This window comes from Bacillus cereus group sp. MYBK79-1 (genome assembly GCF_051915365.1).
GTDB lineage: Bacteria > Bacillota > Bacilli > Bacillales > Bacillaceae_G > Bacillus_A.
Genome location: NZ_JBQAEO010000021.1, coordinates 21,233 through 41,150 on the forward strand (window position 1 = coordinate 21,233; position 19,918 = coordinate 41,150).

The following is a 19,918-nucleotide window of genomic DNA, read 5'->3' on the forward strand; positions in this document are numbered from 1 at the left end:
AATAAAACTATGCACAGAAAGGAACTATATTACCATTCGCGAATTAATTTGATCCAACCTAAAATCGAAATTTGTAAAATAATACCCCAAATAACAAGCCGCCGTAACCACCTAGGGAAAAAAGTTAAAAATCGAATATACCATTCCAATAATTTATTCATAACTCCCTCCTCCTTAAAATTATATAGGAAAAAGGAGATGTAATCCAAATCCAACTAGAATGATACCACCTACTATCTCACCATATGTACCGAGCATATCTTTCGCATGTCTACCAATTAATAAACCAGTCCACGCTAATAACATACTAACAAATCCAAAAAGTAATATTGTAATAATCGTCTGCGCTCCGTAAATACCAAGACTAAGCCCTACTGAAAAACTATCTATACTAACGCCAAATGCAAATACAAATAAACTAATTCCAATAGGGGCCGTTCTAGTCTTTTCATTCTCCAAAATAGAGGAATATACAATATAAAATCCTAGTCCAATTAATAAAATAGCACCTGCAAAATGTGCAATATCTCCATACTGCTCTGATAAAAAACGCCCTAATACCATCCCTATAAAAGGCATGATAATATGAAATATCCCTATCGTCATACCGATATACATGATTTGTCTTACCTTTAAGGTCATCATCCCCATACCAAGACTCACCGAGAACGCATCCATCCCTAAGGCGAATGCCATAATTATTAAAGGTATTAGCTGTTCAAACGTCATTCATGTCCCTCCTCGGACGTGCTACTTCAAAATATGCTTATCCGAGGAGAAATATTCTGTTTGCTAATCGTACCTTATCATTCAGTAATAATTTGATGTCCTGCCGCTTTTGTTAAGCGATTCATAATGGCATTCCCTATTCCTTCATTCGGGAATGATTCACTAAAAATAACATCTACTTCACTTGCATCAAATGTTCTAAGTACATCATATAATTTAGTCGCAACGCTAGCTAAATCGCTTCTTACACCACAAGACAATACAACATCCGCGCCATATACGTGCTGATACTCTTCTGTCGTTAATACACCTACTTTGAATCCTTCTTCCTTCTTCTCATCCACAAGGCGTTGAATAAATTCACGTGAACCTTCAACAATACTCAGTGGCGCTTTCGGTGCATAATGTGTATATTTCATTCCAGGTGATTTCGGTTTTTCCTTCTCATCCTTTAAAGCCGGATCTAAAGAAACCGTGCCAATTACCGCTTCCAATTGTTCTTTCGTAATCCCACCTGGGCGTAATATCGTTGGAACAGCGCTCGTACAATCAATTACAGTCGATTCAACACCTACGCCTGTTGCACCACCATCTACAATACCTGCAATTTTCTCATTTAAATCTTCATATACGTGAGATGCTAACGTTGGACTTGGACGACCAGAACGATTCGCACTCGGTGCTGCAACAGGTACATTTGCCTCCTCAATAAGAGCAAGGGCTATTGGATGATTAGGCATTCTTACTCCAACCGTATTAAGCCCTGCCGTCACCTTCTCTGAAATCCCTTCTTTTCTAGGTAAAATAATTGTTAACGGTCCTGGCCAAAAATGTTCCATTAACTTCTCTGCAACTAGCGGAATTTCTGTCACAATCCCATCTAACTGCGATTTTGCACCAATGTGGACAATAAGTGGATTATCACTCGGTCTTCCTTTTGCTTCAAAAATTTTCGCGATCGCTTCATCATTCATCGCATTTGCGCCTAGTCCATATACCGTTTCTGTAGGGAAGGCAATCGCCTCGTTTTCCCTTAATAATTTTGCTGCTTCTTGTAACTGTGGATAATATTTTTTTCTTTCCACAACATTATCCACAACCCACATATTTGTATGCATTTTTTCCCACGTCCTTTTCTACCCTGAAATACTTGTCTATTTTTAGTTTACTATGAGATTTATCCAAAAGACAAACAAGGTTTATCCACAAAATGTGGATAAACCTAATTAATCCGTGGATAACTTTGTGAATAGCTGACAATTTAGTATTATTGCATTTGGCTCTTTTATATTTTTACAAAAGTGTTCTAACTGTCGAATTCCCTCTGGTACGTTTTCTTTCTCTATAGTAACAAAGTCAAAAAACTGAAAGATTGTTATAGATTGTGGATGATTTGTTAGTAAGTACAATTGTCGAATATTTTTTTCGTTCATATACTGCAAAAACATTTCAAAAAAATATAAGAAAGTCTGTTTATCCACATTAGGTGTGAATAAACAAGAACGGATAAGCACATCTTCTCCACTTTGTTCATAACCAATTACAGCCCTTATTTCTTCCGCCTCTTCCAAAATCATAAATTGCGCGTACAACTCATTTATTTTATCATCTTTTTTATTAGCTTGTCCGAAAAAAGAATGCAATCTTTCCACATCTGCTTTTTTCGCAAAATATACTTTCTTCATAGTAAATCCCTCCTCTTTTTTATATATGAGAAGGGACCTACTAATAGTACTATTTAGAGAATAAAGATGTAAAAGCTTCTACAATAAATAACTTAACTTCTGGCTTTTCTTCCTCTTCCTCTACTTTTACATACTCATTTTGTTTTTCTTGCTTTTGTTCCACAGGCTTCTCCACTTTGTCCACAGTTTTTGTTTCTTCTTTACTTACAGGTTGTTCTTCTACTTTCGTTTCATTTTTTACTACTTTCTTTTCAGAAGCTGTTACTTTTTTTGCGACTTCCTGCTTTATAACTTTCGTTTCTTTCACTTTATCCTCTTTCTTCTCTTGTACCTCCACTACTTCCTCATCTTGCTCCTTAACTTCCCCCTCTTCAGGAGATTCAGCCTTCACAATATGCTCTTCTTTCCTTACAGCTGTACCACTTGAAAAATCTAAGAAACACATCGGTGGAAATAATACACACCACCAGTTTGCCCCTTCACCTTCCCCAATTGTAATCAATACTGCCTCATATTCCCCTGCTGGATAAATAAAATTCCCATATACCTTTGTAGGAAACTTTACATTCTTACTAAATTTCACTTGAAATGAATCTTTACTTCCTTCTTGTTTCAACGTATTTGCCACTGTTTTTTCGATTTCTGGAATATGACTTTGAATGACTTTACGTGCCTCTTCAAATGAAGTTAAATCCGCTACCCATCCATCAATTTGTGCTTTTACTTCATCACGCACTTTTCGCTTTAAAGCCTGGTCTTTATCTGAATCACTATTTGCTAAAATCCGTAATCGAACGGCCTCTTTCGGAATAACTGAAGGCCCTTTCGCATCAGCTTTCATATATCCAAACTGCACAAGCAACTGTGCACCAATTAATAATAGAAGAAGATAAGCAATAACTTGTTTTTTCATTTCCTCCACCGTCCCTTCTACAAACAGTGTGGACAGACTTTCATCTTTCTAAACTATTAAATTCAAAATCTATATAAATTTTTCCACAAAAAATAGAGTAAGGTGTGAACCTTACTCCATCTCTGCAAATACCATACGGTCTTTTCCGTTAATATCAAAAACAACCTCAACATGAGCATGTGGAAAAGCTTGTTGTAACAGCTCTTTCACGTCCTCACCTTGTCCTACTCCAATTTCAAATGCCACAATTGCTTTCTTCTGCAATACATTCGGCAACTCTTCCATAAAACGGCGATAGAAATCTAATCCGTCTTCACCGCCAACAAGCGCTCTCTTTGGCTCATGCTCTTTCACCACAGGAGAAAGGCCACGCCAATCTTCTTCCGGTATATATGGAGGATTTGAAACAACAACATCTAACTTTTGACCCGTTTTATAAAATGGTGATAATAAATCACCGTGATAGAACGTTACTTGTGCGCCCAAAGTTTTTGCATTTTCTTTTGCAACCTCAATCGACTCCTGCGCAATATCTACCGTATACACATGAAGATTTTTATTTTCTAAAGCAAGTGTAATCGAAATTGCCCCGCTACCTGTACCGATATCTGCTACATGTAGTTTCTCATCACCAAAATGGCGATCGATTCTTTCTAACACTCCCACTATAAGCTCTTCTGTTTCCGGTCTTGGTATTAATACTTCTTCATTCACAAAGAACGATCGTCCATAAAACATTTCATAACCAATCATATATTGAATAGGAATACCTTCTACATGCTTGTGAATAAACTCCGTAAAACTTGTTTCTTGTTCCACAGTTATTTCTTCACGCATATTCATGAGCATTCCGGTTCTGTTCGTCTTTAATACATGACAAAGGACAATTTCTCCCGCATTTTCATCTCGTCCATTTTCCTGTAAAAAAGAAGAAGCCCATTTCAGGGCTTCATAGACACGCATTACTCAGCTGCCTCCATCTTTTGAGCCTGATCTTCCATTACTAAGGCATTGATGAAATCATCTAACTTACCTTGTAAGATTTGATCTAGCTTTTGAATCGTTAAACCGATTCGATGGTCTGTAACACGGTTTTGCGGGAAGTTATACGTACGAATACGCTCTGAACGATCACCCGTACCAACAGCTTGTTTACGGTTTTGATCATACTCAGCTTGCGCTTCTTGTCTAAACTTATCATAAACACGTGCGCGTAATACTTTCATCGCTTTTTCTTTATTCTTAATTTGTGATTTCTCATCCTGACACGATACAACTACACCAGTCGGTAAATGCGTTAAACGTACCGCTGACATCGTTGTATTAACACTTTGTCCACCAGGACCACTAGAAGCAAACGTATCAACACGAACATCTTTTTCATGAATACTAATTTCTACTTCTTCTGCCTCTGGTAATACAGCCACAGTTGCTGTAGATGTATGAATACGTCCACCAGATTCCGTTTCAGGAACACGTTGCACACGGTGAGCACCATTCTCGAATTTCAGCTTCGCGAACGCACCTTTACCGTTAATCATAAAGATAATCTCTTTATATCCACCTAACTCTGTATAGCTCGCTTCGATAATTTCAGTTTTCCAACCTTGTACCTCAGCATAACGGCTATACATACGATATAAATCACCAGCAAATAAAGCCGCCTCATCACCACCAGCAGCGCCACGAACCTCAACGATAACGTTTTTATCATCATTAGGGTCTTTTGGAACAAGTAAAATTTTCAGACGCTCTGACAATTCTTTATCTTGTCCTTCTAATTCAGAAACCTCTTCTTTTACCATTTCACGCATATCAGCGTCTAACTTATCTTCTAACATTGCTTTTGCATCTCTTAATTGCTCACGAACATCTTTATACTCACGGTACACCTCTACCGTTTCCTGCATATCAGATTGTTCCTTTGAATACTCACGAAGCTTATTTGTATCGCTAATAACCTCTGGGTCACTTAACAATTCATTTAACTTCTCATAACGATCTTCTACAGCTTGCAAACGATCTAACACACCATTCACCTCTACATCCTAGTATCTAATACAAATAGTATATGGTACTTAATCAAAAAAACGCAAATTATATTTAAAAGCGTAAGCGGCTCACACCACTCACTCTCTCTATTTTGAAAAAAACCCGCCTTGCGCAGCGAGTTTTACTTATCTTTGTTTGTAGGAACTGCATGACAATGACGACAGCGTGGTTCATACGATTCTGAAGCCCCAACTAAAATAATGGGATCATCAAATGCCGCTGGTTCTCCATTAATTAATCGTTGCGTACGACTTGCTGGAGATCCACATGCAGAACATACTGCTTGCAGTTTCGTTACATGTTCAGCAATTGCCATCAGCTGAGGAACTTGTCCAAATGGTAGACCACGGAAATCTTGGTCTAAACCAGCTACAATGACACGATAGCCACGATTTGCCAATACTTGCACCACTTCCACAATGTCCCCATCAAAAAACTGTACCTCATCGATTGCAATAACATCCATATCTTCTGTTATATGCTCAAATATATCTTTTGAGGCAGAAACAGGAACTGCTTTTACCTTTAATCCATTATGTGATACAACGTCTTCTTCGCTATAACGATTATCAATATATGGTTTAAATACAATTGCATGTTGTTTCGCAAATTGTGTACGACGTACACGGCGGATAAGCTCTTCTGATTTACCAGAAAACATACTACCGCAAATCACTTCAATCCAGCCATTTTGATTTATTAAGTACATGAAGCTCTCCTTTCATCTACTTTTTAGTTAAAAGTAGGGTAAAGGTATAATATTTTCGCAAAAAAAACAGACAAGCGAATACATACACTTGCCTGTTTTATGTTTTTATTACTTAATACCGTATTTCTTATTGAAGCGGTCAACGCGTCCGTCTGCAGTAGCAAACTTCTGACGTCCAGTGTAGAATGGGTGAGAATCAGAACTGATCTCAACTTTTAGTAATGGATAAGTGTTACCATCTTCCCACTCAACAGTTTCGTTAGATCCTTTAGTAGATCCGCTTAAGAATTTGAAGCCTGTGTTTGTGTCCATGAATACAACTTTCTTGTAATCTGGGTGAATTCCTGCTTTCATTCTTTTCATCTCCTTCCGCCCTGAATCATTTTCGAAACAGAGTTTTTCATCTTCAGCTGCATACACAACTATATTGATGAAACACATATGATGAAATTATAACAAGGCTAACTTCATTTTGCAACTACCTGTTTTTGTCTTTTTGATTTTAAAAGCGCAAGCGGCTCGTTCAAAATCCAGGACACTTCAAACTCTCGACCTTGAATCGCTTTTTGCTTCATGCGAGAGCGTGAAATGATCAGAGCTTCTAGCCGCTATCAACTTAAACCAGAGCCAACTCATCCGACTAGAATCAACTAATATTCTTCCACGCATCGCTCTTTAACATTACCTAAAAAACATAAAAAACTCGCTTACCACAAAATAAGCGAGTCCCAATCTTTTCCCTTTACTTCGTTGTTACATATCTTTTCGAATCTGCAACAATGTTTTGTAAAAATTCTTCATTTGTCTTTGTTTGACGAAGTTTACGTAAGAAACCTTCGACAAAGTCCGGTGTATCGCGCATTGTTTTACGAATACCCCATAACTTGTCTAAATGTTCTTTCGGAATTAATAGATCTTCTTTACGTGTACCAGAACGGCGAATATCAATTGCCGGGAAGATACGACGCTCAGCTAATGAACGATCTAAGTGAAGTTCCATATTTCCAGTTCCTTTAAATTCTTCGTAAATTACATCGTCCATACGAGATCCTGTATCAACAAGCGCTGTTGCTAAAATCGTTAAGCTACCGCCTTCTTCAATATTACGTGCAGCTCCAAAGAAACGCTTCGGTCTATGGAAGGCAGCTGGGTCGATACCACCCGATAATGTTCTACCACTTGGCGGAATAACCAGGTTGTAAGCTCGCGCTAAACGGGTAATACTATCCATTAAAATGATAACATCTTTTTTGTGCTCTACAAGACGCATTGCACGTTCTAACACAAGTTCCGCTACTTTAATGTGATTTTCTGGTACTTCATCAAAAGTAGAGCTTACAACATCACCTTTAACAGAACGTTCAATGTCTGTTACTTCCTCTGGACGCTCATCAATTAAAAGTACAATTAATTCAGCTTCCGGATGATTTGTTGTAACACTGTGTGCAATTTCTTTTAATAGACTAGTTTTACCAGCCTTTGGAGGCGCGACAATTAAACCACGTTGTCCAAATCCAACTGGTGCGATTAAATCCATGATGCGTGTCGGTAACTTTTTCGGTTCCGTTTCCAATTTCATTTGGCGATCTGGGTATAATGGTGTTAATGCAGGGAAATGCACACGCTCTTTTGCTGACTCTGGATCATCTCCGTTTACAGCTTCAACTTGTAATAATCCAAAATAGCGTTCATTTTCTTTCGGAGGTCGTACTTTACCAGAAACCTTGTCTCCATTACGTAAATCGAAACGACGAATTTGCGAAGCTGAGATATAAATATCTTCTGAGCTCGGAGAATAGTTGATAGGACGTAGGAATCCAAATCCTTCTGATTGAATAATTTCTAATACGCCTTCCATAAAGAAGAAACCTTCTTTTTCTGCTCGAGCTTTTAGGATAGCGAAGATTAACTCTTTTTTCGTTAATTTGCTATAATACGAAATCTTAAATTCTTTCGCAAGCTCGTATAACTCTTTTAATTTCATGTTTTCTAATGCTGCAATTGACAAATTCATTCAGACACCACACTTTAACGTTATTCTCTTTTCACATGGGTAAAGGGAAAAAATACGGAAGGCAAATAATTAATAATGAAAGGCAATAAGTTCAAGTAGGGTAATATTCACTATTGTAACCCTTTTATCTAGTTTTAATCAATACGTTGAAACACAAATACAAGAAGCGAAGACAAGAAAATTTGTCTTCGCTTTTATTTAACCTAGTTCCAGTAGCTAGAATGGTCGGTGGCTTCACTTCTTCCTGCGAGGCAAAAAGCGCCTCTACGTCAGAAGCTCCATCCCCCTCCCATTCTGAACGAGCTGCTTACACTTTTTACTTAATCCAGCTCCGGTGGCTAGAATCTCCGGTCATTTCACTCTCTCACTCGAAGCAAAAAGCGCTTCAAGGTCGAGAGTTCCAATGTCCTGCGATTCTGAGCGAGCCACCTCCGCTTTTTACTTAATAACCAAGTTCGGTTTTTTATTCAAGCTGTGACGTCCGTCTACGAAGCGTACTGTGCCTGATTTTGCGCGCATAACAAGGGATTGTGTTGTTCCTACGCTACCTTTAAATTGAACGCCGCGCAATAGTTCTCCGTCAGTTACGCCTGTTGCTGCAAAGATTGCATCGTCACCTTTTACTAAGTCTTCCATACGCAGGATACGATTTATATCTTCAATGCCCATTTTTTTACAACGAGCTAATTCAGCTTCATTTTGAGGCAGAAGCTTTCCGTGGATTTCTCCACCTAAACATTTTAATGCAACTGCTGCTAATACACCCTCAGGCGCTCCACCAGAGCCGAATAAAATATCTACACCTGTGCGATCAAATGCAGTATTAATTGCTCCAGCCACATCTCCATCGTTAATCAATTTAATACGAGCACCAGCTTTACGAATTTCTTCGATAATTGCTTGATGACGTGGACGGTTTAAAACTGTCGCTACAACATCTTCAATATCTTTATTTTTCGCTTTCGCAACCGCACGTAAGTTATCGATAATAGGCGCATCAATATCGACCGCCCCAACTGCTTCTGGGCCAACCGCGATTTTATCCATGTACATGTCAGGAGCATGTAACAAATTACCATGATCTGCAATTGCAATAACAGCAAGAGCATTCCATCCACCAGCTGCTACGATGTTTGTCCCTTCTAAAGGATCAACTGCAACGTCTACACGTGGTCCATATCCTGTACCTAATTTCTCTCCGATATACAGCATTGGTGCTTCGTCCATCTCACCTTCACCAATTACAACTGTACCTTTCATCGGGATTGTATCAAATACATCACGCATAGCTGATGTTGCTGCACCGTCTGCCTCATCCTTTTTCCCGCGCCCCATCCAACGCGCTGATGATAATGCTGCAGCCTCTGTTACACGTACTAACTCCATAGATAAACTTCTTTCCACGATAATCCCTCTCCTTTAAGTCTTTATATTTCTGCCGTATTTTGTGAACCGTGTTTCTCTACAAAGTATACTTCCGCAAGTAGTGATGCTTCGCTTCCCCCTTGCGGAAGTATCACTTATGCGTTTTTCATCTCTTCAATTTCTTGACTTGTCATTTGTTCTCGCCAAATGTTTGCGCCAAGACCTTTAAGCTTGTCTACTATATTTTCATAACCTCGATCAATATGCTCAAGTCCGGTTACTTCTGTAATTCCATCCGCCATTAACCCGGCAATAACAAGGGCCGCTCCAGCTCTTAAATCACTTGCTTTCACTTTTGCACCTTGCAATAAAACAGGACCAGTTACAATTGCCGAACGACCTTCCACTTTAATTTGTGCATTCATACGACGTAATTCATCAATGTGTTTAAAGCGTGCGCCGTAAATCGTATCCGTTACAACACCCGTTCCGTGCGCCTTTGTTAAAAGCGTCGTAAATGGTTGTTGTAAATCTGTTGGGAATCCTGGATATACAAGCGTTTTTATATCAACTACTTTTAACCTTCTATTACCGTTCACTGTAATTTGGTCATCATTCGTTTCAACTTGGACACCAGCTTCTCTTAACTTCGCTGTAACTGACTCTAAATGCTGAGGAATCACATTATCAACCGTTACTTCTCCTCCTGATGCAGCTCCTAAAATCATATACGTACCCGCTTCAATACGATCAGGAATGATCGTATGGTGACAACCGTGCAGTGAATCCACACCATCAATTCGGATTACATCTGTGCCAGCACCTTTAATGCGTGCACCCATGCTTGTTAACAATGTAGCTACATCAATAATCTCTGGTTCTTTCGCTGCGTTTTCAATAACAGTTCTACCTTTCGCTCGCACAGCTGCTAGCATAATATTAATCGTAGCTCCTACACTAACAACATCTAAATAAATACGTGCCCCGCGCAATTCATCTGCTCTTAAATAAATCGCACCTTGTTCATTCGTAACATGTGCACCTAACGCTTCAAACCCTTTAATATGCTGATCAATCGGCCTCGGTCCTAAATGACATCCACCCGGAAGCCCAATAACAGCTTTTTTAAAACGGCCAAGCATCGCACCCATTAAATAATAAGAAGCACGCAATTTTTTCACTTTTCCATTCGGTAAAGGCATTGCAACCATGTTAGAAGGATCGACTACCATCTCTTCCTCCTGTCCATAAGTTACTCTTCCCCCAATTTCCTCTAGCAAGTCTCCTAACATTTTCACGTCCGAAATATTAGGGACACCACCAATAGTTACTGGAGTATCTGCTAAAATTGTCGCTGGAATTAGTGCAACGGCGCTGTTCTTTGCACCACTCACTCGAATTGTTCCATTTAAAGCTCTTCCGCCTTCAATTAGCAATTTTTCCATATTGAGCTCCCTTCTTGTGAATGTATTTACTTTCTATATCTTTATAGAAAGCTCCCCTTAAGAATCTCAATCACTCTTTCCACCCTAAAACTCAATAAATAGGAAACCATTATCTTCATTTCTCCTGTAGTACGACTAGATAAAGATTAACTATTCATCGAATTTACTTTATCAATTTAGATACATTATCACATTTATTAATAGGACTATGCACATTATTTTCTATTTCAAAAACAAAATGATAAAAATCTTTAGATTTGTTCACGCTTTCATTATACAACGAAAGGAAACCGTCTAAAAGACTAGACGGTTTCCAAAACGGAATTTTATTCTTACGCTTTACCGTTAGAACCGAATTCACGCATTTTACCAGCAACAGTTGCTTTAATAGCGTCGCGGCCAGGTCCAATATATTTACGAGGATCGTAAACTTCTTGGTCTTTGCTTAATGCTTCACGAACAGCTTTTGTAAACTCAATTTGGTTCTCAGTGTTTACGTTAATTTTTGAAGTACCTAAAGAAATAGCTTTTACGATATCAGCAGTTGGGATACCAGTACCACCGTGTAATACTAAAGGTACGCCAGTGAAGTCACGAACTTGTTCCATTTCAGCGAATCCTAAGTTAGGCTCACCTTTGTAAGGACCGTGTACAGAACCTAAAGCTGGAGCTAGGCAATCGATACCTGTTGCTTCAACAAGGTGTTTACACTCTGCTGGATCAGCGTAAATTACGCCTTCAGCGATGATGTCATCTTCTTGTCCGCCAACTGTTCCAAGCTCAGCTTCAACAGATACGTTACGAGCGTGTGCGTATTCTACTACTTTTTTAGTAGTTTCAACGTTTTCTTCGAATGGGTGGTGAGAAGCGTCGATCATTACAGATGTGAAACCTGCATCGATTGCTTCTTTACATTTTTCGAAGCTTGAACCATGGTCAAGGTGAATCGCTACAGGAACAGTAATGTTCATTTCTTCGATTAAAGCTTTAACCATAGCTACAACTGTTTTGAAACCAGTCATATGACGAGCTGCACCCTCAGATACACCTAGGATTACAGGAGATTTTTCTTCTTCCGCAGCAGCTAAGATAGCTTGAGTCCACTCTAAGTTGTTCATGTTGAATTGACCAACTGCGTATTTTCCTTCTAGTGCTGTGTTTAGCATTTCTTTCATAGAAACTAAAGGCATGGTGAATCCTCCTAAAAAACGTTTTTTGTATCCGATAAGTTCTTATCGCTGGTAGTATGACCAGAATAAGGTAAAATATGTATATTTACATACCGGACTTTTTTCTACACTCAATAGGATAACAACTTGTACTCAAAAACTCAACCGTATTCACCTGCTCAATAGTCCATGTAAACGCTTTTTTCCATATTTTTTATAAAAAATTCATTTTTTACGCCTCTACAGCAAGCTGATCTCTCACCGCTTGACGAATCTCATCAATATCAAACGGTTTAGCAAAGTGCATTAAAGCTCCTAAATCTTTTGCTTCTTGGATCATATCAAGCTCTCCATAAGCAGTCATTAAAATTACTTTAATACTCTCATCAATTTCCTTTACATGTTTTAAAATCTCTATACCATCCATACCTGGAATTTTCATATCTAACACTACTAAATCTGGATTATCTTTTTTCACGATATCTAAAGCTTGAAATCCATTCGCTGCTTGGAATGTCTGATAACCTTCTTTTTGGAACACTTCATGTAATAACACACGAATGCCATATTGATCATCAACGATTAAAATTTTCCCTTCCATAACTCCCAACCTTTCTGTGTAAGTACAAGATTTAAAGCTTCTTATATCTTAACGATTAATTTTCGCTATTCTTTGGCAAATTCCTTCCTATTCTTTCTTATTTTACCGTTTCCTATTTTGTTATGCTACCTTCGATTTCACCTTTCTAAAAAAATACACTATAATGAAAGCCGGTAAACACGTACGAAGGGAGTAATATTATGTTAAAGATTTTTTCAACTCAATTAAGTGGTTATTTCTCCAGAGTTTCTCAAAAAGAGGAAATGAATATAGAAGATAGCGCCCGTCTACTTGCTCAAGCATTAATTGGCGAAGGTTTCATTTATTTACATGGTACAAATGAAATGGAGGGTGTTGTTGCTGAAGCACTATTTGGCGCTGAACCAATGAAGCAAGCAAAACGATTATTTGAAAATGGTAAAGAAGTAGAAGTAACTTCTGCAGATCGTGTACTTCTTATTAGCCGTTTTTCAACAGATGAAGAAGTTGTAGCACTAGCAAAAAAACTTCAAGCTGATGGACACTCTATTGTCGGCATCTCTGCTATTCAAGAAGGTACTGAATCACTAGAACAATATACAGATGTACATATTGATACTAAGCTGTTAAAAGGCCTTATTCCAGACGATGAAGGCAATCGCTACGGATTCCCAAGTTTAATGATAGCTTTATTTACATATCATGGAATCAAATTTACAATCGATGAAATGTTAAATGAATATTAAAAAAAGCGCCCTATTTCAGGCGCTTTTTTTATTACTTGCTCTCTTTATTCGTAATAGAAGCTCTTACGAAGTCATGGAACAATGGTTGTGGACGGTTTGGACGAGAAACTAGTTCTGGGTGGAACTGTGCTGCCACGAACCAAGGATGATCTTTTAATTCAATGATTTCAACTAGACGGCCGTCTGGGCTTGTACCAGAGAATACAAATCCTTCTTTTTCCATATCCGGACGGAATTGATTGTTGAACTCATAACGATGACGATGACGCTCATATACAACTGGCTCATTGTAAGCATTGTATGCATTTGTTTCTTCAGCAAGCTTACATGGGTATAGACCAAGACGAAGTGTACCACCTAAGTCTTCTACATCTTTTTGTTCTGGTAATAGGTCGATGATTGCATAAGGTGTGTCAGGATTAATTTCAGAAGAGTTAGCTCCTTCTAATCCTAATACGTTACGTGCGAATTCGATTGATGCAAGTTGCATACCTAAGCAAATTCCTAAGAATGGAACTTTGTTTTCACGAGCATATTGAATTGCAACGATTTTACCTTCTACACCACGATCACCGAAGCCACCTGGTACAAGGATACCATCTGTGTCTCCTACTAATTCTTGTACGTTCTCTGCTGTTACGTGCTCAGCGTTTACCCATTTCACTTCTACATCTGTGTCGAATGAATAACCCGCATGACGAAGTGCTTCTACAACAGAAATGTATGCATCTTGAAGCTCTACGTATTTACCAACAAGAGCGATTTTTGTTTTCTTAGAAAGGTTACGTACTTTATTAACTAGCGCAGTCCACTCTGTCATATCTGCAGCTGGATTGTCTAATTTTAAGTGATCGCAAACGATTTGGTCCATATTTTGCTCTTGAAGAGATAATGGAACCGCATATAAAGTATCTGCATCGCGTGCTTCGATAACTGCTTTTGTATCAATGTCACAGAATAAGGCAAGCTTGTCTTTCATATCTTGAGAAACAGGCAATTCTGTACGAACAACGATAATATTTGGTTGAATACCTAAGCTACGAAGCTCTTTAACGCTATGTTGCGTTGGTTTTGTTTTCATTTCGCCCGCTGCTTTTAAGTACGGGATTAACGTACAGTGAATGTACATTACATTGTCACGACCGATGTCGCTCTTAATTTGGCGGATTGCTTCTAAGAATGGTAGAGACTCGATGTCACCAACAGTTCCACCAATTTCTGTAATAACAACGTCCGCGTTTGTTTCGCGACCAGAACGGTATACACGCTCTTTAATTTCGTTAGTAATATGAGGAATAACTTGAACTGTTCCTCCTAGGTATTCACCACGACGCTCTTTTTGAAGAACTGAAGAGTAAATTTTACCTGTTGTTACGTTGCTGTATTTGTTTAAGTTGATGTCAATGAAACGCTCATAGTGACCAAGGTCTAAATCAGTTTCTGCACCATCATCTGTTACGAATACCTCACCGTGTTGGTATGGGCTCATAGTCCCTGGGTCTACGTTAATGTATGGATCAAACTTTTGAATCGTTACGTTTAAACCACGATTTTTTAAAAGTCTTCCAAGAGATGCTGCTGTAATACCTTTTCCTAAAGACGATACTACACCGCCTGTTACAAAAATATACTTAGTCATGAAAAAGCTCCCTCCTATTTTGCTGTTATATAATCACCGTTGCAAAGCGCAACGTATGTAGATAACACTGTATCCATCTTATTGTTAGACTCTTTTTATTTTCTAAACAAAAAACAAAAAAGAAAATTGCTCCCCTCATCACATAAAGTAATAAGTAGGGAGCAATTTTCTTTTATATTTACACTTTAAAAGTATTATCGTCCTTTTTTAAAGAGCCCAAAAATGATTCTACATGGACGATAATGAAAAGTCAAGAACTACAGTTCTTCCTCTTCTTCTTCTTCAGTTTCATCGTACTCAAGTTCTTCTTCAGCGAAGTCATCGTCATCATCTTCATCTAAATCATCAAGATCATCGTCATCTCCGTCTTCTTCTTCAAGAACCTTGTCCAAATCTTCTACCTCTTCTTCTTCATTTGCGTCTGCATCGTCGAAGTCTTCATCTTCTTCGATGTAGTCGTCAAAACCGTCCTCTTCAACTTTACGTTTCTTTTTCGGTTTTGGCTGAGGTAAGATTTCTTCATCAATTTGCTCATATGGGTACCAGCTACGTAGCCCCCAACGATTTTCTCCTAAATTAATGAAACGTCCATCGATGTTTAAATCTGTATAAAATTGTGCGAGTTTCGCATTAACTTGCTCTTGAGATAGTCCCAGCACTTGAGCGATTTCTCGAACCAACTCGTTGAATGTCGTTGCTTGTCTTTTATCCCCTAAAACGCTATGTACAACTTCAATCATTGAACATTCTTTTAGCTCTTCTGGTGAATATTGCTTAAAATTCACTTATGCGGCACTTCCTTTCTTCAAATATAACCTTATATATAACGGTCTGCTTAAAAAAATCCATACTATTCATTATAAACAAAAGTCGCACAAATATGCTACAAAAAAAACGGGAAACTTTAATATGGTAATAAAATTATAATTTGTCTATTCCTTATTTCGGAAACATATGCGCTCCTTGCAGTACATACCTAATTTGCATTTCTGTATATTCTTCAAGCGTATACAGTTTTTGCAGGGCCCAACGTCTAAATCCCCACATTTGTCCTTGTATGAAAATGTTATGTGCCAGAAGCTGTATCTCTTTTTTATTTAATGTAAATGTCCCATTTTCCGTACACTGTTCTAAAATATTCTCGAACATTCCTACCATTTGAAACTCCTTTTCTAATACGTACGGGAGTGATTCTTTCGGTAAAAATCGTACCTCTTGATACATTATTAATACTTCTTCCTGCAATTCGTCCATCACTTTAAAGTAATTCGTTATTGCTATCTTTAAACTTTCTATACTCCCTTTTTCTGTACAAACTACTTCCTCTAATCTTTCTTTTACATGCTCATAAATACTATCACAAACTAAATACAAAACATCATCTTTTGTGCGAATGTATTCATAAAGCGTTCCGATACTAAATCCAGCTGCCTTCGCAATCTCTCTCGTTGTTGTACGCGGAAATCCTTTTTGTTTAAACAATTGCACTGCACCTTTAATCATTTGTTCACGCCTTAACGCGACTAATTTTTCATCTTTCACGGACGCATGTACATTATGTTTAACCATCCCCTTCACCTCTCTCTATTATTTTTTGGAAGGAAAAAGCGTAGGAAAATCCCTACGCCTTTGCTCCTACTTCGTTAACATACGAGAAATTACGAGCCTTTGAATCTCTTGTGTTCCTTCATATATCTGTGTAATCTTTGCATCTCGCATATAACGTTCTACTGGATAATCTTTCGTATAACCGTAACCACCAAATACTTGTACCGCTTCAGTCGTCACCTTCATCGCTGCATCACCTGCAAATACTTTGGACATCGCCGACTCTTTCCCATACGGAAGTCCTTCCGATTCAAGCCAAGCTGCTTGATATGTTAGAAGACGCGCCGCCTCCACATCCGTTGCCATATCTGCAAGTTTAAAGCCAATCCCTTGCTGCGCCGCAATTGGTTTCCCAAACTGATGACGCTCTCTTGCATATTCTACAGAAGCATCTAAAGCTCCTTGCGCAATACCGACTGCTTGCGCAGCAATACCATTACGGCCGCCATCTAATGTTTGCATCGCAACTTTAAATCCTTGGCCCTCTTCCCCAAGTAGGTTCTCTACAGGAATACGGCAATCTTCGAACATAATTTCAGTTGTTGGTGAAGAGCGAATCCCTAACTTGCTTTCCTTCTTCCCAACTGAAAATCCTGGTGTATCACTTTCCACAATAAACGCGCTCGTACCACGCTGCTTCGATTCAGGATCAGTTAACGCAAAAACAACATAAATATCAGCAATACCACCATTTGTAATAAAGATTTTCGATCCATTTAAAATGTAATGGTCTCCATCTCGTTTCGCAGTTGTCCTCATTCCGCCAGCATCTGAACCAGAACTTGGCTCCGTTAAACCGTATGCGCCAATTTTCGTTCCTTCTGCCATCGGTCGTAAAAACTTTTGCTTTTGTTCTTCCGTTCCGAATTTAAAAATCGGCCACCCAGCAAGTGAAGTGTGTGCAGACAGCGTCACACCTGTTGAAGCACAAACACGAGATAGTTCTTCGATAGCAATTACATAAGCCAAGTAATCGCTTCCAATTCCGCCGTACTCTTCAGGCCACGGAATGCCTGTTAAACCAAGCTCTGCCATTTGATCAAATAGTGCACGATCAAATCTCTCTTCTTCATCACGCTCAGCTGCCGTCGGTGCTACTTCGTTCTTAGCAAAATCCCGAACCATTTTTCTTATCATTTCATGTTCTTCTGATAGTTTAAAATGCATGCCCGTCTCCCCCTTGTGCTTTTATAAAGCTCGGCTAATAACAAGTTTCTGTATCTCACTCGTTCCTTCATATATTTGCGTGATTTTCGCATCACGGAAAAATCTTTCTACTGGATAGTCTTTCGTATAACCGTAACCACCAAATACTTGCACCGCTTCAATCGCAACTTCAACAGCTGTTTTAGAAGCGAATAATTTCGCAATAGATGCTTCTTTACCGCATGGTAATCCTTGTGCTCTTAGCGATGCCGCTCTATATACGAGTAATCGCGCCGCTTCTACACTAGTTGCCATATCCGCAAGTTTGAATCCGATTCCTTGCTGCGCCGCAATTGGCTTTCCGAATTGTTCACGTTCTTTCGCATAATCAATCGCACATGCGAGCGCCGCTTCCGCGATTCCTAATGCCTGCGCTCCGATTCCAATTCTTCCAACATCTAAATTCGCCATTGCCACCTTAAATCCTTGTCCTTCTTCACCAAGTAAATTCTCAGCCGGCACTTTCATATCTTCAAACGTAAGTTGTACCGTGCGAGAACCGAGAAGTCCCATTTTATGCTCATCTTTTCCGATAATTAAGCCTGGTGTATCTTTCTCTACTATAAATGCAGAAATCCCGCTTTTTCCTGCCTCTGGATTTGTAGAAGCGAATACAATGTATGTACTTGCTTCGCCCCCATTCGTAATAAATACTTTCGATCCATTAATAATGTAGTGATCGTCTTTCTTTACAGCTCTTGATTTCAAACTACCTGCATCTGATCCTGCATTTGGTTCTGTTAATGCAAATGCACCTAAGTATTCACCAGTCGCAAGTTTAGAAACATATTTCTGCTTCTGTTCTTCTGTTCCGAAGTATAAAATCGGATTCATTCCAACTGACGTATGTACAGCTAAAATTACACCAACCGTTGCACTTACCTTTGAAATTTCCTCAATTGCTAAAATGTAAGAAATAAAATCCATTTCTGCCCCACCATATTTTGCAGGCGCTGGAATTCCCATTAATCCAAGTTCACCCATCTTCTGCAAAATCTCTTTTGGGAACACCCCTTGTTCCATACTAGGAACAAAGGGAGCTATTTCCTTCTGTGCAAAATCTCGAACCATTTTCCTCATCATTTGCTGCTCTTCAGTAAAAAGAAAGTTCATATACTCCGCCTCCATTTGCTATATATCCTTTTAATAATTTGGTAAGACCACTATTTTGTAACAAAGGGGAATTTATTCGTAAACGTAGAAACCACGACCTGTTTTACGTCCTAACCATCCTGCATTTACGTACTTACGTAGTAATGGACATGGGCGATATTTACTATCACCTAAGCCTTCATGCAAAACTTCCATAATGTATAAACATGTATCTAAACCGATAAAATCAGCGAGCGTTAAAGGCCCCATCGGATGATTCATACCGAGTTTCATTACTTCATCAATCGCTTCTTTCGTCGCTACACCTTCATATAACGTATAGATTGCCTCGTTAATCATCGGTAATAATATACGGTTCGATACAAACCCTGGGAAATCATTTACTTCAACTGGTACTTTCCCAATTTTCTTCGTAATATCCTCAATCGTTTCATATACCGCATCATCTGTAGCCAAACCACGAATAATTTCAACAAGCTTCATAACCGGAACCGGATTCATAAAGTGCATACCGATTACTTTCTCCGGACGTTTCGTTACCGCTGCAATTTCTGTAATTGGCAAAGATGAAGTATTCGTCGCTAAAATTGCGTGATCCGGAGCAATTTCATCTAGATTCGCAAAGATTTTCTTTTTAATATCCATTTTCTCAACAGCTGCTTCAATAATAAGATCCGCTTCCTTCACACAATCTAAATCAAGCGTTACTGTAAGGCGATTTAACGTTGCTTCCTTCTCTTCTTCCTTCATGCGTCCTTTTTCTACTTGGCGCGCTAAATTTTTCGTAATAATAGCCAATCCTCTATCTAATTGCTCTTGTTTTAAATCTTGTACCTTCACATCATATCCTGCCATTGCACACACTTGCGCAATTCCCGATCCCATTTGTCCCGCACCAATTACAACTATTTTTTGTACACCCATTCTTTCTTCCCCCTTAATATA

21 protein-coding genes are annotated in these 19,918 nt (G+C 38.7%); 1 reads left to right on the forward strand and 20 read right to left on the reverse strand.

Annotated features, from left to right (window positions below; translation table 11 throughout):
* Positions 1 to 29 precede the first annotated feature (29 nt).
* The 14 genes from ACTFOB_RS23475 to spo0F all read right to left on the reverse strand — a co-directional run bounded on the left by ACTFOB_RS23475 (position 30) and on the right by spo0F (position 12,682).
* Positions 30 to 161 carry a hypothetical protein gene (locus ACTFOB_RS23475; protein WP_440027562.1) on the reverse strand — a complete coding sequence of 44 codons (132 nt, stop codon included), beginning with the start codon at positions 159 to 161 and terminating at the stop codon, positions 30 to 32.
* Positions 162 to 180: 19 nt separating this feature from the next.
* Positions 181 to 729 carry a manganese efflux pump MntP gene (locus ACTFOB_RS23480; protein WP_151630181.1) on the reverse strand — a complete coding sequence of 183 codons (549 nt, stop codon included), beginning with the start codon at positions 727 to 729 and terminating at the stop codon, positions 181 to 183.
* A gap of 77 nt (positions 730 to 806) precedes the next feature.
* Positions 807 to 1,847 (reverse strand): L-threonylcarbamoyladenylate synthase, encoded by a 1,041-nt coding sequence (locus ACTFOB_RS23485; RefSeq protein ID WP_440027559.1) that lies wholly within the window; start codon positions 1,845 to 1,847, stop codon positions 807 to 809.
* Between the two features lie 108 nt (positions 1,848 to 1,955).
* On the reverse strand, positions 1,956 to 2,414 hold the full coding sequence (locus tag ACTFOB_RS23490) for a mechanosensitive ion channel protein (RefSeq protein ID WP_151630179.1): 459 nt from the start codon (positions 2,412 to 2,414) through the stop codon (positions 1,956 to 1,958).
* Positions 2,415 to 2,463: 49 nt separating this feature from the next.
* The gene (gene spoIIR, locus ACTFOB_RS23495; RefSeq protein ID WP_440027557.1) at positions 2,464 to 3,327 is read right to left on the reverse strand and encodes a stage II sporulation protein R; all 864 of its coding nucleotides are present in this window, start codon (positions 3,325 to 3,327) and stop codon (positions 2,464 to 2,466) included.
* A gap of 111 nt (positions 3,328 to 3,438) precedes the next feature.
* Positions 3,439 to 4,290, reverse strand: coding sequence for a peptide chain release factor N(5)-glutamine methyltransferase (gene prmC, locus ACTFOB_RS23500; RefSeq protein WP_440027555.1), 852 nt, complete (start codon positions 4,288 to 4,290; stop codon positions 3,439 to 3,441).
* Positions 4,290 to 5,357, reverse strand: coding sequence for a peptide chain release factor 1 (gene prfA / locus ACTFOB_RS23505; protein WP_033656424.1), 1,068 nt, complete (start codon positions 5,355 to 5,357; stop codon positions 4,290 to 4,292). Before prfA ends, prmC begins: the two co-directional genes overlap by 1 nt.
* Before the next feature lie 143 nt (positions 5,358 to 5,500).
* Positions 5,501 to 6,088, reverse strand: a complete 588-nt coding sequence (locus tag ACTFOB_RS23510) for a thymidine kinase (RefSeq protein WP_440027554.1) — start codon at positions 6,086 to 6,088, stop codon at positions 5,501 to 5,503.
* 108 nt (positions 6,089 to 6,196) lie between these two features.
* Positions 6,197 to 6,442, reverse strand: coding sequence for a type B 50S ribosomal protein L31 (locus tag ACTFOB_RS23515; protein WP_060632964.1), 246 nt, complete (start codon positions 6,440 to 6,442; stop codon positions 6,197 to 6,199).
* Positions 6,443 to 6,830: 388 nt separating this feature from the next.
* The gene (gene rho / locus ACTFOB_RS23520; protein ID WP_001053898.1) at positions 6,831 to 8,102 is read right to left on the reverse strand and encodes a transcription termination factor Rho; all 1,272 of its coding nucleotides are present in this window, start codon (positions 8,100 to 8,102) and stop codon (positions 6,831 to 6,833) included.
* A gap of 438 nt (positions 8,103 to 8,540) precedes the next feature.
* On the reverse strand, positions 8,541 to 9,506 hold the full coding sequence (gene glpX, locus ACTFOB_RS23525; RefSeq protein ID WP_000442336.1) for a class II fructose-bisphosphatase: 966 nt from the start codon (positions 9,504 to 9,506) through the stop codon (positions 8,541 to 8,543).
* Between the two features lie 116 nt (positions 9,507 to 9,622).
* Complete coding sequence (gene murA / locus ACTFOB_RS23530) at positions 9,623 to 10,912, reverse strand: UDP-N-acetylglucosamine 1-carboxyvinyltransferase (protein WP_000413265.1); 1,290 nt, start codon at positions 10,910 to 10,912, stop codon at positions 9,623 to 9,625.
* Between the two features lie 332 nt (positions 10,913 to 11,244).
* Positions 11,245 to 12,102 carry a class II fructose-bisphosphate aldolase gene (locus tag ACTFOB_RS23535; protein WP_001131858.1) on the reverse strand — a complete coding sequence of 286 codons (858 nt, stop codon included), beginning with the start codon at positions 12,100 to 12,102 and terminating at the stop codon, positions 11,245 to 11,247.
* A 211-nt stretch (positions 12,103 to 12,313) separates the two neighbouring features.
* Positions 12,314 to 12,682: a sporulation initiation phosphotransferase Spo0F gene (gene spo0F / locus ACTFOB_RS23540; RefSeq protein WP_000398592.1), complete on the reverse strand. Its 369-nt coding sequence runs from the start codon at positions 12,680 to 12,682 to the stop codon at positions 12,314 to 12,316.
* A 200-nt stretch (positions 12,683 to 12,882) separates the two neighbouring features.
* Between spo0F and ACTFOB_RS23545 the strand changes: the two genes are divergently transcribed.
* The gene (locus ACTFOB_RS23545; RefSeq protein ID WP_440027551.1) at positions 12,883 to 13,407 is read left to right on the forward strand and encodes a DUF2529 domain-containing protein; all 525 of its coding nucleotides are present in this window, start codon (positions 12,883 to 12,885) and stop codon (positions 13,405 to 13,407) included.
* Positions 13,408 to 13,438: 31 nt separating this feature from the next.
* On the opposite strand, the gene pyrG is transcribed toward ACTFOB_RS23545, so the two are convergent.
* The 6 genes from pyrG to ACTFOB_RS23575 all read right to left on the reverse strand — a co-directional run bounded on the left by pyrG (position 13,439) and on the right by ACTFOB_RS23575 (position 19,897).
* On the reverse strand, positions 13,439 to 15,046 hold the full coding sequence (gene pyrG / locus ACTFOB_RS23550) for a CTP synthase (protein WP_016079639.1): 1,608 nt from the start codon (positions 15,044 to 15,046) through the stop codon (positions 13,439 to 13,441).
* 257 nt (positions 15,047 to 15,303) lie between these two features.
* Entirely contained in the window at positions 15,304 to 15,831 is a 528-nt protein-coding gene (rpoE, locus tag ACTFOB_RS23555; RefSeq protein ID WP_151630174.1) for a DNA-directed RNA polymerase subunit delta, read from the reverse strand.
* Positions 15,832 to 15,985: 154 nt separating this feature from the next.
* Entirely contained in the window at positions 15,986 to 16,615 is a 630-nt protein-coding gene (locus tag ACTFOB_RS23560; protein ID WP_000238598.1) for a TetR/AcrR family transcriptional regulator, read from the reverse strand.
* Between the two features lie 66 nt (positions 16,616 to 16,681).
* Positions 16,682 to 17,821, reverse strand: coding sequence for an acyl-CoA dehydrogenase AcdA (gene acdA / locus ACTFOB_RS23565; protein WP_440027549.1), 1,140 nt, complete (start codon positions 17,819 to 17,821; stop codon positions 16,682 to 16,684).
* 21 nt (positions 17,822 to 17,842) lie between these two features.
* Entirely contained in the window at positions 17,843 to 18,973 is a 1,131-nt protein-coding gene (locus ACTFOB_RS23570; RefSeq protein ID WP_151630172.1) for an acyl-CoA dehydrogenase, read from the reverse strand.
* Between the two features lie 72 nt (positions 18,974 to 19,045).
* Positions 19,046 to 19,897 (reverse strand): 3-hydroxybutyryl-CoA dehydrogenase, encoded by an 852-nt coding sequence (locus ACTFOB_RS23575; RefSeq protein ID WP_071710803.1) that lies wholly within the window; start codon positions 19,895 to 19,897, stop codon positions 19,046 to 19,048.
* Positions 19,898 to 19,918: the final 21 nt, after the last annotated feature.

Bases quoted from the DNA above. Each gene is read 5' to 3' on its own strand.
- ACTFOB_RS23475 (WP_440027562.1), bottom strand. From the start codon at position 161: ATGAATAAATTATTGGAATGGTATATTCGATTTTTAACTTTTTTCCCT.
- ACTFOB_RS23480 (WP_151630181.1), bottom strand. From the start codon at position 729: ATGACGTTTGAACAGCTAATACCTTTAATAATTATGGCATTCGCCTTA.
- ACTFOB_RS23485 (WP_440027559.1), bottom strand. From the start codon at position 1,847: ATGCATACAAATATGTGGGTTGTGGATAATGTTGTGGAAAGAAAAAAA.
- ACTFOB_RS23490 (WP_151630179.1), bottom strand. From the start codon at position 2,414: ATGAAGAAAGTATATTTTGCGAAAAAAGCAGATGTGGAAAGATTGCAT.
- spoIIR (WP_440027557.1), bottom strand. From the start codon at position 3,327: ATGAAAAAACAAGTTATTGCTTATCTTCTTCTATTATTAATTGGTGCA.
- prmC (WP_440027555.1), bottom strand. From the start codon at position 4,290: ATGCGTGTCTATGAAGCCCTGAAATGGGCTTCTTCTTTTTTACAGGAA.
- ACTFOB_RS23510 (WP_440027554.1), bottom strand. From the start codon at position 6,088: ATGTACTTAATAAATCAAAATGGCTGGATTGAAGTGATTTGCGGTAGT.
- ACTFOB_RS23515 (WP_060632964.1), bottom strand. From the start codon at position 6,442: ATGAAAGCAGGAATTCACCCAGATTACAAGAAAGTTGTATTCATGGAC.
- rho (WP_001053898.1), bottom strand. From the start codon at position 8,102: ATGAATTTGTCAATTGCAGCATTAGAAAACATGAAATTAAAAGAGTTA.
- murA (WP_000413265.1), bottom strand. From the start codon at position 10,912: ATGGAAAAATTGCTAATTGAAGGCGGAAGAGCTTTAAATGGAACAATT.
- ACTFOB_RS23535 (WP_001131858.1), bottom strand. From the start codon at position 12,102: ATGCCTTTAGTTTCTATGAAAGAAATGCTAAACACAGCACTAGAAGGA.
- spo0F (WP_000398592.1), bottom strand. From the start codon at position 12,682: ATGGAAGGGAAAATTTTAATCGTTGATGATCAATATGGCATTCGTGTG.
- ACTFOB_RS23545 (WP_440027551.1), top strand. From the start codon at position 12,883: ATGTTAAAGATTTTTTCAACTCAATTAAGTGGTTATTTCTCCAGAGTT.
- pyrG (WP_016079639.1), bottom strand. From the start codon at position 15,046: ATGACTAAGTATATTTTTGTAACAGGCGGTGTAGTATCGTCTTTAGGA.
- ACTFOB_RS23560 (WP_000238598.1), bottom strand. From the start codon at position 16,615: ATGGTTAAACATAATGTACATGCGTCCGTGAAAGATGAAAAATTAGTC.
- acdA (WP_440027549.1), bottom strand. From the start codon at position 17,821: ATGCATTTTAAACTATCAGAAGAACATGAAATGATAAGAAAAATGGTT.
- ACTFOB_RS23570 (WP_151630172.1), bottom strand. From the start codon at position 18,973: ATGAACTTTCTTTTTACTGAAGAGCAGCAAATGATGAGGAAAATGGTT.
- ACTFOB_RS23575 (WP_071710803.1), bottom strand. From the start codon at position 19,897: ATGGGTGTACAAAAAATAGTTGTAATTGGTGCGGGACAAATGGGATCG.